This is a genomic window from Nocardioides sp. InS609-2, from assembly GCF_023208195.1.
In the GTDB taxonomy this organism is placed as follows: domain Bacteria; phylum Actinomycetota; class Actinomycetes; order Propionibacteriales; family Nocardioidaceae; genus Nocardioides.
Genome location: NZ_CP060034.1, coordinates 2,258,878 through 2,273,125 on the forward strand (window position 1 = coordinate 2,258,878; position 14,248 = coordinate 2,273,125).

The window sequence follows — 14,248 nt, forward strand, 5'->3', positions numbered from 1 at the left end:
CCGAGGGTCAGCTCAGACGTGGCGGCGCGACTGGATGATGCGGAAGCGCGAGGCGACGTAGGCGCCATCCGTGTACGACGCGTTGGCGGCCGGGTTGGCGCCGGTGCCGTGGAAGTCGGAGAAGGCCGCGGACTGGTTGACGAACACCGCACCGAGCAGGTTCTCGCTCAGCGCCACGCCGGCGTCGAGCGCGGCCTCACGCATCTGGTCGATGACACCCGCATCGGTGGAGTAGACGGCCGACGTCATCGCGCCGTGCCGCTGCACGGTGTCGCGGAAGAGCGCGATCGACGCGTCGGTGCCGTCGGTGCCGATGAGGTAGGCGACCGGTCCGAAGCACTCAGCCTCGTAGACGTCGCTGTCCTTGGTCGCGTCGAGGGCGATCAAGGTGGGCGTGCGCACCGTCGCGTCGGCGTACGCCGGGTGGGTGACCTCGCGGGACGCCACCAGCACCTCGCCCTTGCTGGGCGCGTCGGCGAGGCGGTCGAGGACGCCGGTGTTGACGATGCCACCGAGCAGCTCGACGGCGCGGGCGTCGTCGCCAAGCAGCTTGCCGAACGCCGCGTCGATCCCGGCGCCGACCTCGGCGACCGTCTTGCGGCCCTCGTCGGTCTCGATGCCGTCAGCCGGCAGGTAGACGTTCTGCGGCGCGGTGCACATCTGACCGGAGTAGAGGGCGAACGAGAACGCGAGGTTCTGGCACATCGCCTTGAAGCTGTCGGTGGAGTCGACGACGACGGTGTTGACACCCGCCTTCTCGGCGAAGACGACGGCCTGGCGGGCGTTGGCCTCGAGCCAGTCACCGAAGGTGTTGCCACCGGTGAAGTCGACCAGGCGCACCTCGGGCCGGGTGGCGAGCGCGGCGGCCAGCTTGTCGGCAGGGTCCTCGACGGCGAGCGTGACGAGGTCGGCGTCGAAGCCGGCCTCGGCCAGCACCTCGCGGCACACCTGTGCGGTGATCGCGAGCGGCAGCACGGCGCCCGGGTGCGGCTTGATGACGACCGGGTTGCCGGTGACCAGGCTGGCGAAGAGGCCGGGCCAGGAGTTCCACGTCGGGAAGGTGTTGCAGCCGATGACCAGCGCAACTCCGCGGGGCACCACGGTGAACGTCTTCTCCATGGTGATGGGGTGCTTGCCCGGCTTCTCCCAGCGCGCGGTGGCGGGGGTCCGGGTCATCTCGGTCCACGCGTAGGCGACCGCCTCGAGGGCGCGGTCGAGCGCGTGCGCGCCACCGGCCTGGAACGCCATCACGAACGCCTGGCCGCTGGTGTGCTGCACCGCGTTGGCGAGTTCGAAGATGCGTCCGTGCAGCCGATGCAGGATCTCGAGGCAGACGCCGGTGCGGCCGTCGGGGCCGGCGTCGCGCCAGTCCCTCATGCCGGACTGCGCCGCAGCCATCAGCGCGTCGAGGTCGGCGGCGTGCGGGTAGCGCACGTCGAGATCGATGCCGTACGGCGACCGCTCGGTCGCCACGGTGCCAGCACTGCCCGGCGTCTCGATCGGGAAGTCGCTGCCGAGCAACGCGTCGTACGCCGCCTTGCCCTGCGCCGCCGCGTCGTCGCCGTAGACGCGGGGTGACGGGGACTCGTCGAACGCGGAGTAGTAGCCCCGCGTGGCGCAAGCCTCGACCGCCTCGTCGAGGCGGGGGCGGTGGGTGGCGAACAGGTCGGCAGCAGACGTCATGCCCCCAGCCTCCCGCGTGTGACAGCGGCGCGCAACACGGGCTGAACTCCGTCACAGATCGAGCGGCCAATTAGGGTGTGCGCATGCGGGGTGCGGTTGTCGGGGTCGTGAGCGTTGCCGCGCTCGCATGCGGGGCAGTGGCCGGCGTACTCCTCTCGATGGCGCAGGCCGAGCCCGCGGACGACGTGGCCGCGCCGGTGCCGGCGATGTCGCCGTCGTTGCCGGTCGATCCAGCGCCGCTGGCAAGGCCCGACGCCGACACGCCCGCCCTCCAGCCCGGCCTCACCTACGTCGACGACATGATCGGCGCCAACGGGTTCGAGGTGAAGCTCCGCTCGCCGGAGGGCTGGACCAAGGTCATCATCGGGGCCGCGGAGGCCAAGTGGGTGGTGCAGGGCAACCGCCTCAACACCTTCTTGCTGCGAGTCGAGTCGGTGGAGAGCCAGCGCCAGTCGGTCGAGCGCATCAAGTCCGAGCGCATCGAAGACCTGCGTCGACTCACCAAAAACTTCCGGTTGGTGCAGGAGACCGAAACGAGCATCCAGATCATCTACGTCGACGACAACGGACTGACCAAATACGGCAACGTGCGCTGGATCGACGACCCCGATCCCGACTCAGACCAGGCCGTCGTCGAGATCGCTGCCAACGGCCGCGAACGCGACCAGCCCGGTCTCCTCGACCTGATCACCCGGGTCGGCAACAGCGTCGAGGCCCGGCTCTAACGGTCGGCGAAGACGCCTGCCGGAAAGGCGCCGGCGGCCAGCGCGCGCTCGACCAGCGGCTGGCACAGCTCGCGGAGCCGTTCGGTGCCGCTCTCGCCCAGCACGTCCCACGGCCCGACGGCGAGCGCCTCGGTGGCCCGTTCCACCGACGAACGCAGCGCACGACCCTCGTCGCTGAGCTCGCCGCCCTCGGTCATCAGCCCTCGGGCCGCGAGGCCGCGCACGCCGTCGTCCCACTGCTCGGGTGACCAGCCGCGGGTGGCCTGGGCGGAGGGCACGGTGAAGCCGTGACCCGTAGCGCAGTGGGTGATCTGAGCCTCGAGACCGCTCAACCCTTCCGACAGCAGGGTGGCCACGTGCCCGTCGCCCCGGTGCTCGCGCAACAGCGTGAGGGCGTGGAAGAGCACCAGGTGCGGCTCCGTGGGCCACTCAAGGTCGGCATGAGCGGCGTACAACGTTCGCCCCGGCACCGTGCAGCCCTCCGCCGCCGTACGCGCCAGGTCGGCGGCCTCCGCCAACTCGGCAGAGCCGAGCGTGTCGGCGCCGAGGAGTCGCTCGTAGACGGCGCTGATGCCCCGGTACCTCGCCTCGGTGACCTGCTCCGGGCTGGCCGCCGCCCAGCAGGCAGGGACGAAGTGGGCGACCAGGCTGGGGTTGAACACGTAGAACGTCGCCGCGACCGGGCCCGCCCCGACCCGGCCCATCGGCGCCGACCGGGAGGCGAAGTACGTCATCCGGCCCGGCCGCAGCCCGACGGCCGTCAGCTCCGATGCGACCTCGTCGGCGAAGTAGCCGAGGGAGTGGAGGGGCTCGAGCAGGCGCGCGGTGCGGCCGGCGACACGTGGGTCCATGGGACCTGTCTACAGGCCGCTGGTGCTGACCGAGTCGAGCACCCGGTTGGCCGTGGCCCGGTCGTCGCTGCGCACCTGCACCCACAGCAGCCGGTCGGTGTTCACCTGCACCACGCGTTCGACGATGACGCCCGGGCAGTCGGTGTAGACCACGGTGCGCAGATCGTCGCCGCCCTGCCTGTCGTTGTACGGCTGCCCCGCCTTGTCGCACTCGGGGTGCTGAGGCATTGTCGTGGGCAGGGCGCGTCCCTCGAGCAGGCCAACGAACACACCTTCCCCCGAGCTGCGCCAGGCCGAGCGGCTGCCGGCCGCCACCGCCGGCTGGTCGTCCGTCGTGCCTGGCGGGATCCAGCCGTCGCGTGCCTCGACGGTGGTCCACGACCCCGGCACGCTCACCGACAACGTGCCCTCGTCGTCGGTGATCTCCACGGTCCGGTTCACAGCGCGGTGCACCACGTAGCCACCACCCAGGCCGATGACCACGGCCAGCACGCCCACCGCCCACGCCGGCACCCGGCGACGGCGAGGCGAGTCGGGTTCGAGCGAGACGGGCACCACCTGGGTCCGCTCGCGGTCGCTGGCCAGCCAGACGGGCGGCGTCGTCGACAGCTCGTCGCCGTAGGCCTCCCGCAGCGCCCGCGTGTACGACGGCACGTCGGGGTAGCGGTCGTCCCGCTGCGGCGCCAAGGCGCGTCGCACGACGGCATCGACGTCGGCCGGTACGACCTCGCCCATCGGCGCCGGCGGCCCGGGCTCGGCGGCGGCGGCGATCGTCGCGTGGGAGTACGGCGCCCGGCCGGTGAGCAGGAGGTAGGTCAGGGAGGCCAGGGAGTAGAGGTCGGCGCGGGCATCGAGTCCCTCGCCGCGGGCCTGTTCGGGCGCGACGTACGACGGGGTGCCGGCGATCATCGTCAGTCGCGACGACATGTCGAGGGTCTTGCCGAGGCCCAGGTCGGCCACCATCGCCCGCACCTCGCCGTCGGAGCCGGTTCGGAAGAGCACGTTGGCCGGCTTCACGTCGCGGTGGAGGATGCCGCGCACGTGCAGCGCGTGCAGCCCGTCGCCCACCTGGCGGACCACGCCCAGCGCGGCGACCGGACTCTGGGGGGCGATCTCGAGCCGGTCGGCGAGCGTGCCCTGGTCGGCGTAGGTCATCACCAGGTAGGGCCGGCCGTCGTCGAGCTCGCCGGCGTCGTAGACCGACACGACGTGCGGCGACTCGACCTTGCGCAGGAAGCGCCCCTCGTCGATGAACCGCTGCCGCACGTGGTGGTCGGCGGCCCAGTTGTCGGCCAGCACCTTGATCGCGACGTCGCTGTCGAGCTGCTCGTCGTGGGCGAGCCACACCGTGGCGAAACCGCCGGCGCCGATGCGGCGACGCACCGGGTAGCGACCGAGACGCGAGGGAGTGGACACCTCTGCATTATCTTGCACGGGACGACGGGATGTGGTGCGGCATGCAGGCAACGGCGGCAACGCCTGACGAGATCGACGACCTCGCGCACCGGGCGCAGGGCGGTGACCGCGACGCGCTCGACGCCCTGCTGGGCGCGATCCGGCCCCGCACGCTCAACGTCTGTCGGGGTGTTCTGCCCTACTCCTCCGACGCCGAGGACGCCTGCCAGGAGGCGCTGCTGAGCGTCGCGACGAAGATCGGCTCGTGGCACCGGCGCGGCCGGTTCACCACGTGGCTGCACGTCGTGGCGGTCAACAGCGCCCGGACGACGTACCGCAAGCTCAAGAACCAGGCCACACCGTCCGACGTGCTGCCGCTCGAGCGTCCCGACCCGCGCACCACCAGCGTCATCGCCGGCACCCGCCTCGACCTGCTCGACGCGATGGAGACCATCGAGGGGACCAGCCCCCAGCTGGTCGAGCCGCTGCTGCTGCGCGACGTCTACGGACTCGCGTACGACGAGATCGCGACGTTGCTCGACCTGCCGCTGGGCACCGTCAAGGCGCAGATCCACACCGGCCGCAAGCTCGCGCGGGCGCTGCTGCGGGGCGACGCATGACTTTGAACGACCGAGCGTTACCTGACCACATCCGCCGGATGTGGGACGAGGACCGCGCCTCCCAGGCTCTCGGCATGAAGCTCACGTCGGTCTCCCCCGGTCGCGCCGAGATGTCGATGCCGGTGCGCGACGACATGGTCAACGGCCACGGCATCGGCCACGGCGGGCTCACCTTCACCCTGGCCGACTCGACGTTCGCCTTCGCCTGCAACTCCCACGGCCCGGCCACGGTGGCGCACAGCGCGTCGGTCCGCTTCCATGCGCCGGTGCGGCTCGGCGACGTGCTGACCTCGGTGGCGGTCGAGCGGTCGCGCGAGGGCCGCCGCGGCGTGTACGACGTCGAGGTGCGCGCCGGTGACCGGCTGGTGGCTACGTTCGAGGGGCATGCAACGCAGCTGGCGGGGGAGCCGACATGAAGGCCGACATGAAGACTGGGACCGCGGCGCTGGCCGTCGTACTGCTGCTGGCGACGGGGTGCTCGGGTAACGGTGACGAAGGGGTCGCGTCCGCTCGACCAACCGATGGTGGTCTCGACTCCGCTCGACCGTCAGAAGAGGAGAAGGCCGAGCTCTCCCCCGTCAGCACCCCCGTCGAGGACAGCGTCTACCCCGACATCGGCGACCCCGGCGTCGACGCCCTGCACTACGGCCTCGACCTGGCCTGGCAGCCCACGAAGCGCCGCCTCGACGGCACCGCCACCATCAGCCTGCGCGCCACCGGCGATGCCGACCATCTCCAACTCGACCTGGGCCCGCGCCTGAAGCCGCGCAGCGTCACGCTCGACGGCGCGGAGGTCCCGTTCGAGCATCCCGGCAAGAACCTCGTGGTCGGCGCCTCGGTCACCGCCGACCAGGAGTACGAGCTGGTCGTGACCTACCGCGGCCGGCCCGGACCCGTGCCCGCGCCCACGCGTCGCGGCGACTTCACGACCGTCGGGCTCACCGTCACCAACAGCGGCGGGCTGTGGACGATGCAGGAGCCGTACGGCGCCTTCTCGTGGTACCCCGTCAACGACCAGCCCGCCGACAAGGCGCTCTACGACTTCACGATCACCACCGACGCGCCGTACACCGGGGTGGCCAACGGCGAGCTCGTCAGCACCGATACAAAGGACGGCCGCACCACCACGCAGTGGCACCTGGACTCCCCCGCGTCGTCGTACCTCACCACGCTGGCGATCGGCGACTACCAGCACTCGAACGGGCGCACCAGCGGCGGACTGACCGTCGACTACTGGTACTCCCGCGGCGCCCCGAAGATCCTGAAGTCGCTGCGGAGGGCCCCGCGCGCCATCGACTGGCTCGAGCAGAAGCTCGGGCCCTACCCGTTCTCGACGCTCGGCTTGGTCGTCACCCCTTCGCAGAGCGCCATGGAGACCCAGACGATGGTCACCCTCGGCACCAGCGACTACGTGCTGTCCGAGCCGGTGATCATGCACGAGATCGCCCACCAGTGGTACGGCGACCTCGTCAGCCCGTCCGACTGGCGCGACGTCTGGCTCAACGAAGGCATGACGATGTACCTCCAGGGTCGCTACGAGGCCGACACCAACGGCATCCCGGTGGCCGAGCAGCTGGCGCAGTACGCCGAGTCCTGCCGTTCCTCGCTCGCCGAGGACGGGCCGGCGGGCGCCTACGACGCGGCTAGCTTCGGTGCGGGCAACATCTACTACTGCCCGGCCTTGATGTGGGACGAGCTGCGCAAGCGCGTCGGCGACGACGAGTTCTGGAAGATCGCCCGCAGCTGGCTCGACGACAACGCCGGCACCTCCGCCAGCCGCGAGCAGCTCTACGACCACTGGGAGAAGGCGACCGGCCTCGAGCTCTCGTCGTTCTTCGACAGCTGGATCATGCGCGAGAAGATGCCCGAGATCATCGACCCCTGAGTGCCGTCCGCCCGTAGCGAAATCCCTTGCTGCTCCAGGCATCGGCGGCGAAGGTTGCGGGCATGCGACTCCTCGTGCTCGGTGGCACCCAGTTCCTTTCCCGCGCCGTGGCAGCCGAGGCGGTGGCGCGCGGACACGACGTGACCTGCGCCTGTCGCGGCGTCTCCGGGACGGTGCCCGACGGCGCCGAGCTGCTCGTGTGGGACCGCGACGACGAGCCGCCCGCCGCGATCACCGAGGCCGCCTGGGATGCCGTGGTCGACGTCAGCCGGCTGCCCTCCCACGTGCGGCGCGCCGTGGCCGCCGTGCCCGATGCGCACTGGGTGTTCGTCTCCACGATCAACGTCTATCCCGACAACGACATCGCAGGCACGCCCGCGACGTTGCGGCTGCACGAGCCGATCACCGACGACATCGACCCGAAGACGAGCCCCGAGGCGTACGGCGCCATGAAGGTCGCCTGCGAGCAGATCGTGGCCGTGGGTGCGGCGTCGAGCATGTCGATTCGCCCCGGGCTCATCGCCGGTCCGGACGACGGCACCGGCCGGTTCACCTACTGGCCGTGGCGGCTCGACCTCGGTGGTGAGGTGTTGGCGCCGGGGTCACCCGACGACACCGTGCAGATCATCGACGTGCGCGACCTCACTGGGTGGATCGTCGACAGCGCCGAGTCGCGTCGTACCGGCACCTACGACGGCGTCGGCGACATCCACCGCCTCGGCGACCTCCTCGCGCAGGCAGCCATTGGCGCCGGGACCGACTGCACGTTCACCTGGGTCGACCAGGAGTTCCTCGCCGCACAGGAGGTCGAGCCCTGGGCCGGCGACAGCGGGCTGCCGCTGTGGCTTCCCCGCCCGGAGTACGACGGCATGCTGGCGCACGACCCCACGCCCTCGTTCGACGCCGGGCTGAGGGTGCGCCCGATCGCCGACACCACCCGCGACACGCTGGCCTGGCTGCGGGAGACCCCCGACGCCGTACGCACCGGCCTCTCCCCCGAGGCCGAGGCCAGGGTCCTCGCCGCCTGGCACGCGCGCTAGCCGGCCAGGCACTTCGCCGTGGCATCCCCGAGAGCGGCCTTGAGCTCCGGGTCGACGGTCTCGAGGTCCTGGTCGTAGAAGAACATGTCGTCGTCGAGGAAGCCCGCCGCGGCCAGGGAGTCGATGCCGACAGCGTCGACCCAGCTCTCGGCGATGCACTGCGCCTTCGCCGGGCCGACGAACAGCTGGGTGCCGAACGCGTTGGCGATGTTGGAGACGGCCCGGCGCTCGTCGGCCGCCGACGGTCGGGGTTCGGTGAGTGACACGCGTGCCACCTCGACGGGCTGGTGGTTGCGCATGGCGACGCCCGCCCACACAGCCCCGCCTGCCCCCAGCACGAGCGCGGCCACCAGGCCGGCACCGAGGCCCAACGCGGCACCACGGCGACGCCGCGAAAGGGGGGCCGGGGCCGCCACGAGCCATGACGGCCCGGGCAGCGACACCGCGAAGCGAAGGTCGTCGCGCAGCGCCTCAGCCGAGGGGTAGCGAGCCATGGGGTCCGCAGCCAGGGCCGTCCGCAGGATCCGGTTGACGTTCTGCACCTGCGGAGAGTCGCCGGCCAGCTGCGGCAACGCTCCGGCGTACGGCGGCCAGCCGGTGGCAGTGGTCCACAGCAACCAGCCCATGGTCGAGATGTCGGACGCGGCGCCGAGTGCCGTGCCAGCCGGCGGGGTGCCGAAGCCGCCCAGATAGGCGTCGAAACCGTCGGGCCGCTGGCGCAGCAGCACGTTGGCCGGCTTGATGTCACGGTGCACGAGACCCGACAGGTGCGCGTCGGCCAGACCGGCGGCCACCTGCGCCATCAGATCGAGGGCCAGGCCGAGCGGCGCACCGCCCTGGGCGCGTAGCACGCTGTCGAGGTCGCCGTCGGGGATCAGCTGGCTGGCGATGTAGAGGCGACCGCGATCCTCGCCGAACGTGTAGACGTGCACGACGTTGCCCGACTCGAGAGCCGTCATCGCCCGGGCCTCCCGCGCGAACCGGACCCGGAAGTCGCGGTTGTCTGCCAGGTACGGCGAAATCACCTTGAGAGCGCCGGCAGCACCAGCACCGCATGCAGGGTGACGCCGTGGAAGTGCTTGAGGAACCCGGTCACCTCGTAGGCGTGTGCGGCCGTGCCGGTTCTCATCGCCACCGTGCCGACGGCGATCATCGCCGCGCCCGACAGCAGCCCGGCGACCAGGAGGGCGAAGCCCGCGCGCAGGGCCAGCCGCATGCTCGGCGGCGCGTCGATCCGGCCGCGGGTCGCGGTGACCGCAAACGCCCCGAGCACCACGATCAGCACCGCTCCACCCAGGGCGAGCACCACAGCCACCACGGAGTCGAACGGCGTGGACCGGTTGAGATGCGAGGGCACGCCGCGCCAGGCCTGGAGGCTGATCCCCGCGACCTCGACGACGCAGTCTGCCGCGAAGACGCCGAGGAGGATGTTTCGCGTGCGTGGCGCCAACCGGAGGTACGACGTCACCCAGACCACTGTGGCCAGCGTCAGCCCGAACGAGATGCCGAACGTGAAGGGCTTCCGCCAGGAGACCGGCCCGCCCCAGGGCCGGTCGTCGACCGCGAACACTCCCAGGTGGAAGAGACCGGCGACGACAAGCGCGACACTGACCGCGAGACAGGCGCGGGCGGTGCGGCCAGTCACGGCGACACCAGCAGTGCGGTGCCGACCACCGCGACCACCGCGACACCCCACGAGCTCGACCTGGCCCACGGCCACGGCGGCGCCGTGGCACCGATCAGCAGTTCACTGGCGAGACTCGACCGATTGATCGTCATGCCAATGATTCTATGCACGAACGATTTGTTATAGCAAACATTCATGACGTCTGGCACAATCCGACCGTGGCCCGACCCTCCGGAATCGCCTTCCTGCTCGCTCAGCTCGGCGCGCACACCGCCGACCGTTTCGGGGCCCGGCTCGCCGAGCTGGACCTCATGCCCGCCCATGTGGGGGTGCTGCGGATCGTCGGCCAGAATCCCGGGCTGAGCCAGCAGGCGCTGTCCGAGCGGCTCGGCGCACTGCCCTCGCGCGTGGTCCGCCTCGTCGACGAGCTCGAGGACCGAGGTCTGGTCGAGCGACGGCGCAGCACGACCGACCGTCGCAACTACGAGCTGCACATGGCCACCTCGGCTCGGGAGCGGCTCGGTGCTGTCATGGCCGCGGTCGGCGAGCACGACGCGGAGATCACGCAGGGTCTGACCGCGGCGGAGCGGAAGACCCTGCTCACCCTCCTCGGCAAGGTGGCGGCCGAGCAGGGGCTCAACCCCGAGGCGCACCCGGCCTACGGCAGCCGCCGACGCCCGGGCTCGACCTGAGCCCGGTGCCGTACGGCGTCCGAAGAGCTGCCTCAGAACAGTAGGGCCGAGGCGGGGTCCTCGAGGATTCCGGCCACGTCGGAGAGGAAGCGCGAGCCCTTCTCGCCGTCGATGTGCCGGTGGTCGAACGACAGGGCCAGAGTGGTGATCTGGCGCGCCACGATGTCGTCACCCACGACCCACGGCTGCTTGCGCACCGCGCCGAAGCACATGATCGCGGACTCACCCGGGTTGATGATCGGGGTGCCCGCGTCGACGCCGAAGACGCCGACATTGGTGATCGTGAACGTGCCGCCGCTCATCTCGGCCGGCTGCGTCTTGCCGTCGCGAGCCGTCGCGGTGAGCTGGTTGAGCGCACTGGCCAGGCCGTGCAGGTCGAGCGTGTCGGCGTCCTTGACGTTGGGTACGACGAGGCCACGCGGCGTCGCGGCGGCGATGCCGAGGTTGACGTAGCGCTTGAGGACGACTTCCTGCGCCTGCTCGTCCCAGAAGGAGTTGATCTCCGGAGTACGACGCATGGCGAGCATGACGGCCCGGCTCAGCACCAGTAGCGGGCTGACCTTGACGTCCTTGAACTCGCGGCGCTTCTTCAGCCGGTCGACGAACTCCATGGTGCGCGTGACGTCGACCGTGATCCACTCGGTGACGTGGGGTGCGGTGAAGGCCGAGCCCACCATCGCGCTCGCCATCATCTTGCGCACGCCCTTGATCGGTTCGCGCGTCTCGCGCTCTCCGCTGGTTGGGGTGCGAAGGCGCTCTGGTGCCTGAGCCTCGATATCCGCGGAGCCACCACTCTGGGCACCTTCGACATCGGCCCGCGTGATCACCCCATCCGCACCGGAGCCGGCGAGGGTGGCGAGGTCGATGCCGAGGTCCTTGGCGAGCTTGCGCACGGGCGGCTTGGCCAGTGCGCGCACCTCGGAGGGCGACTGGACGCGCGAGGGGACCAGAGCCGGAGCGGGCTCCGCGGCCGCATGGCGCGCGGAGGTCGCGGGGACCGCCGGCTCGTCGGACTCGATGACCGGCTCGCTCTGGGCGCCGCCGGGCGCGAAGGCACCCTGCACCTGCATCTGAGTCGCGGCAGCCGACTCGCTGGATGGCGAGGCCGAGCCCTTGCGGGGCCGGCGCAGCGGGCCACGGTCGGCCTTCATCCGGCCGACGAGCGACTCGCCCTCCCCACTGCCACTCGCAGCGGGGTTGGACAGGTCGATCACCATGTCCGGCGCCGGGGTGGCAGCTACCGGAGCGGTGGCCTCGGACGGGTCGCCGATCGAGATGATCGGGGTGCCCACGGGCACCATCTCGCCCTCGGCGACCATCAGCGCGAGCACCGTGCCGGCGTACGGCGACGGCAGCTCGACCAGGGACTTCGCGGTCTCGATCTCGACGATGACGTCGTTGATCTCGATCACGTCGCCCACCTTGATCTTCCAGGTGACGATCTCGGCCTCGGTGAGGCCTTCGCCGACGTCGGGGAGCTTGAACTCAGACATTCGTACGGTTTCCTTTCAGGTCACCGGGTTTCGAGGCTCAGGCGCGGGGCGCCTTCGCACCTCAACCCAAGCCTCAGAAGTCGAGCGAGCGGTCGACGGCGTCGAGCACCCGGTCGAGGTCGGGGAGGTAGTCCTCCTCGATCCGTGACGCCGGGTAAGGGATGTCGAAGCCACCGACACGCAGCACCGGGGCCTCCAGGGAGTAGAAGCACTCCTCGGCGATCCGGGCCGAGACCTCGGCGCCCATGCCGAGGTTGACGTGCGCCTCGTGGGTGATGATCGCGTGGCCGGTGCGGCGTACGGACTCGAAGACCGGGCCCATGTCGAGCGGCGAGAGCGTGCGCAGGTCGATGACCTCGAGCGACTTGCCCTCGGTCGCGGCAGCCTCGGCGGCCTTGAGCGCCGTCTTGACCGTCGGGCCGTAGGCCAGCACGGTCGCGTCGGTGCCGGCGCGGACGACGCGGCTGGTGAACAGCGGGTCGGGGGTGGCCGACTCGTCGAGCTCGGCCTTGTCGGCGTGGTACTGCCGCTTGGGCTCGAGGAAGATCACGGGGTCGTCGCTCGCGATGGCCTGCTGGATCATCCAGTAGCCGTCGACGGGGTTGGAGCACGCCACGACCTTGAGGCCGGGGGTGTGCGCGAACTGCGCCTCGGGCGACTCGGAGTGGTGCTCGACCGCGCCGATGCCGCCGCCGAACGGGATGCGGATGACCATCGGCATCTTCGAGCGACCCTTGGAGCGGTAGCTCATCTTGGCGACCTGGCAGACGATCTGGTCGTAGGCCGGGTAGACGAAGCCGTCGAACTGGATCTCGACCACCGGGCGGTAGCCACGCAGCGCCATGCCGACCGCGGTGCCGACGATGCCGGACTCGGCCAGCGGGGAGTCGATGACGCGGTCCTCGCCGAAGTCCTTCTGGAGGCCGTCGGTGATGCGGAAGACGCCGCCGAGCTTGCCGACGTCCTCACCCATGATGAGGACCTTCGGGTCGTCCTCCATCGCCTTGCGCAGGCCCATGTTGAGACCCTTGGCGAGGGTGATCTTGGTGGTGCTCATGCGTGGCTCCCCTCGAACGAGGCGAGGTACTTCGCGTAGCCCTCGCGCTGGGCCGCGATCTCGTCGGTCTCCTCGGCGTACACGTGGTCGAACATGCTCAGCGCCTCCGGGTCCTTGAGCGCCTTGCAGCCCTCGCGTAGGTAGTGGCCGAGCTCGTCGGCCTCGACCTTCAGCGCGTCGATGAACGCGTCCTCGGCCAGCCCGTTGCGCCGCAGGTAGGCCGCGAGCCGGGCGATCGGGTCCTTGAGCTTCCAGTTCTCGACGTCGTCGGAGAGCCGGTAGCGGGTCGGGTCGTCGGTCGTGGTGTGGGCGCCCATCCGGTAGGTGTAGGCCTCCACGAACGTCGGGCCCTGGCCGTCGCGGGCACGCTGAAGCGCGGCCTGCGTGACGGCGTACGTCGCGAGCACGTCGTTGCCGTCGACGCGCACGCCCGGGAAGCCGAAGCCCAGCGCGCGCTGGTAGAGCGGGATCCGGCTCTGGCGCTCGATCGGCTCGGAGATGGCCCACTGGTTGTTCTGGCAGAAGAACACGACCGGAGCGTTGTACGACGCGGCGAAGATGAAGGCCTCGTTGACGTCGCCCTGACTGCTGGCTCCGTCACCGAAGTGCGCGATCACTGCGGCGTCGCGGTCGGGGTCACCGGTGCCGACGTCGCCGTCGCGCTGGATGCCCATCGCGTAGCCGGTGGCGTGCAGGGCCTGCGCGCCGATGACGATCGTGTAGAGCCCGAAGTTGTTGTCGTTGGGGTTCCACGCACCGTGGTCGACCCCGCGGAAGAGGCCGAGCAGGTTGAGCGGGTCGACGCCGCGGCAGTAGGCGACGCCGTGCTCGCGGTAGGTCGGGAAGACGTAGTCCTGCGGGCGCAGCGCGCGGCCGGCGCCGATCTGGGCGGCCTCCTGGCCGAGCAGCTGGGCCCAGATGCCGAGCTCGCCGTGGCGCTGGAGCGCGGTGGCCTCGGTGTCGATGCGGCGGGTGAGGACCATGTCGCGGTAGAAGCCGCGCAGCTCCTCGGCGCTGAAGTCCCGGTCGAACTCCGGGTGGTGGACGCGCTCACCCTCTGGGGTCAGCAGCTGGACGAGCTCTGGACCGCCGTCTTGCTGGGAAGGTCCGAAGACCTCCGCAAGGTCGGGGCCGAATCCGTGGTGGCTCAACGTGGGGCTCCTTCGTGTCACCGGGGCGT

Annotated in this window: 15 protein-coding genes; 6 read left to right on the top strand and 9 right to left on the bottom strand. The window is 70.7% G+C overall.

Annotated features, from left to right (window positions below; translation table 11 throughout):
- Positions 1-12: 12 nt before the first annotated feature.
- Positions 13-1,683: a phenylacetic acid degradation protein PaaN gene (gene paaN, locus H4Q84_RS11790; protein ID WP_248583576.1), complete on the bottom strand. Its 1,671-nt coding sequence runs from the start codon at positions 1,681-1,683 to the stop codon at positions 13-15.
- 83 nt (positions 1,684-1,766) lie between these two features.
- Between paaN and H4Q84_RS11795 the strand changes: the two genes are divergently transcribed.
- Positions 1,767-2,408: a hypothetical protein gene (locus tag H4Q84_RS11795; protein WP_248583577.1), complete on the top strand. Its 642-nt coding sequence runs from the start codon at positions 1,767-1,769 to the stop codon at positions 2,406-2,408.
- Here H4Q84_RS11795 and H4Q84_RS11800 read toward each other — a convergent pair.
- Together H4Q84_RS11800 and H4Q84_RS11805 are read right to left on the bottom strand one after the other, a co-directional pair.
- Positions 2,405-3,259, bottom strand: coding sequence for a hypothetical protein (locus H4Q84_RS11800; RefSeq protein WP_248583578.1), 855 nt, complete (start codon positions 3,257-3,259; stop codon positions 2,405-2,407). The genes H4Q84_RS11795 and H4Q84_RS11800 overlap by 4 nt on opposite strands.
- 9 nt (positions 3,260-3,268) lie before the next feature.
- Positions 3,269-4,675, bottom strand: coding sequence for a serine/threonine-protein kinase (locus H4Q84_RS11805; RefSeq protein WP_248579292.1), 1,407 nt, complete (start codon positions 4,673-4,675; stop codon positions 3,269-3,271).
- A gap of 41 nt (positions 4,676-4,716) precedes the next feature.
- On the opposite strand from H4Q84_RS11805, the gene H4Q84_RS11810 reads away from it, so the two are divergent.
- The 4 genes from H4Q84_RS11810 (at position 4,717) to H4Q84_RS11825 (ending at position 8,199) form a co-directional block, all read left to right on the top strand.
- Entirely contained in the window at positions 4,717-5,274 is a 558-nt protein-coding gene (locus tag H4Q84_RS11810; protein WP_248579293.1) for an RNA polymerase sigma factor, read from the top strand.
- The gene (gene paaI, locus H4Q84_RS11815) at positions 5,271-5,690 is read left to right on the top strand and encodes a hydroxyphenylacetyl-CoA thioesterase PaaI (RefSeq protein ID WP_248579294.1); all 420 of its coding nucleotides are present in this window, start codon (positions 5,271-5,273) and stop codon (positions 5,688-5,690) included. Before H4Q84_RS11810 ends, paaI begins: the two co-directional genes overlap by 4 nt.
- A gap of 8 nt (positions 5,691-5,698) precedes the next feature.
- A complete protein-coding gene (locus H4Q84_RS11820) occupies positions 5,699-7,159 on the top strand; it encodes a M1 family metallopeptidase (protein WP_248579295.1) in 1,461 nt (486 codons plus the stop codon).
- A 62-nt stretch (positions 7,160-7,221) separates the two neighbouring features.
- Positions 7,222-8,199: an epimerase gene (locus H4Q84_RS11825; RefSeq protein WP_248579296.1), complete on the top strand. Its 978-nt coding sequence runs from the start codon at positions 7,222-7,224 to the stop codon at positions 8,197-8,199.
- On the opposite strand, the gene H4Q84_RS11830 is transcribed toward H4Q84_RS11825, so the two are convergent.
- From H4Q84_RS11830 to H4Q84_RS11840, 3 genes are read right to left on the bottom strand one after another with little or no spacing between them, the layout of a single operon-like run.
- Positions 8,196-9,224: a protein kinase gene (locus H4Q84_RS11830; RefSeq protein ID WP_248579297.1), complete on the bottom strand. Its 1,029-nt coding sequence runs from the start codon at positions 9,222-9,224 to the stop codon at positions 8,196-8,198. The two genes, H4Q84_RS11825 and H4Q84_RS11830, sit on opposite strands and share 4 nt — an antisense overlap.
- Positions 9,221-9,844: a hypothetical protein gene (locus H4Q84_RS11835; RefSeq protein ID WP_248579298.1), complete on the bottom strand. Its 624-nt coding sequence runs from the start codon at positions 9,842-9,844 to the stop codon at positions 9,221-9,223. The genes H4Q84_RS11830 and H4Q84_RS11835 overlap by 4 nt, the downstream gene beginning before the upstream one ends.
- Positions 9,841-9,978 carry a hypothetical protein gene (locus tag H4Q84_RS11840; protein WP_248579299.1) on the bottom strand — a complete coding sequence of 46 codons (138 nt, stop codon included), beginning with the start codon at positions 9,976-9,978 and terminating at the stop codon, positions 9,841-9,843. Before H4Q84_RS11840 ends, H4Q84_RS11835 begins: the two co-directional genes overlap by 4 nt.
- Before the next feature lie 66 nt (positions 9,979-10,044).
- Here H4Q84_RS11840 and H4Q84_RS11845 point away from each other — a divergent pair, with 66 nt between their 5' ends.
- On the top strand, positions 10,045-10,518 hold the full coding sequence (locus tag H4Q84_RS11845) for a MarR family transcriptional regulator (RefSeq protein WP_248579300.1): 474 nt from the start codon (positions 10,045-10,047) through the stop codon (positions 10,516-10,518).
- A gap of 32 nt (positions 10,519-10,550) precedes the next feature.
- Here the strand turns inward: H4Q84_RS11845 and H4Q84_RS11850 are convergent, their stop codons facing one another.
- The 3 genes from H4Q84_RS11850 to pdhA form a co-directional block, all read right to left on the bottom strand.
- Positions 10,551-12,011, bottom strand: a complete 1,461-nt coding sequence (locus H4Q84_RS11850) for a dihydrolipoamide acetyltransferase family protein (RefSeq protein ID WP_248579301.1) — start codon at positions 12,009-12,011, stop codon at positions 10,551-10,553.
- Between the two features lie 73 nt (positions 12,012-12,084).
- The gene (locus H4Q84_RS11855) at positions 12,085-13,068 is read right to left on the bottom strand and encodes an alpha-ketoacid dehydrogenase subunit beta (RefSeq protein WP_248579302.1); all 984 of its coding nucleotides are present in this window, start codon (positions 13,066-13,068) and stop codon (positions 12,085-12,087) included.
- Positions 13,065-14,219, bottom strand: a complete 1,155-nt coding sequence (gene pdhA / locus H4Q84_RS11860) for a pyruvate dehydrogenase (acetyl-transferring) E1 component subunit alpha (protein WP_349238355.1) — start codon at positions 14,217-14,219, stop codon at positions 13,065-13,067. Before pdhA ends, H4Q84_RS11855 begins: the two co-directional genes overlap by 4 nt.
- Positions 14,220-14,248: the final 29 nt, after the last annotated feature.

Excerpts from the sequence above, each read along its gene's own strand:
- H4Q84_RS11795 (WP_248583577.1), top strand. The coding sequence starts at position 1,767 with ATGCGGGGTGCGGTTGTCGGGGTCGTGAGCGTTGCCGCGCTCGCATGC.
- H4Q84_RS11825 (WP_248579296.1), top strand. The coding sequence starts at position 7,222 with ATGCGACTCCTCGTGCTCGGTGGCACCCAGTTCCTTTCCCGCGCCGTG.
- H4Q84_RS11850 (WP_248579301.1), bottom strand. The coding sequence starts at position 12,011 with ATGTCTGAGTTCAAGCTCCCCGACGTCGGCGAAGGCCTCACCGAGGCC.
- H4Q84_RS11840 (WP_248579299.1), bottom strand. The coding sequence starts at position 9,978 with ATGACGATCAATCGGTCGAGTCTCGCCAGTGAACTGCTGATCGGTGCC.
- H4Q84_RS11855 (WP_248579302.1), bottom strand. The coding sequence starts at position 13,068 with ATGAGCACCACCAAGATCACCCTCGCCAAGGGTCTCAACATGGGCCTG.
- H4Q84_RS11810 (WP_248579293.1), top strand. The coding sequence starts at position 4,717 with ATGCAGGCAACGGCGGCAACGCCTGACGAGATCGACGACCTCGCGCAC.
- H4Q84_RS11800 (WP_248583578.1), bottom strand. The coding sequence starts at position 3,259 with ATGGACCCACGTGTCGCCGGCCGCACCGCGCGCCTGCTCGAGCCCCTC.
- paaN (WP_248583576.1), bottom strand. The coding sequence starts at position 1,683 with ATGACGTCTGCTGCCGACCTGTTCGCCACCCACCGCCCCCGCCTCGAC.
- paaI (WP_248579294.1), top strand. The coding sequence starts at position 5,271 with ATGACTTTGAACGACCGAGCGTTACCTGACCACATCCGCCGGATGTGG.
- H4Q84_RS11820 (WP_248579295.1), top strand. The coding sequence starts at position 5,699 with ATGAAGACTGGGACCGCGGCGCTGGCCGTCGTACTGCTGCTGGCGACG.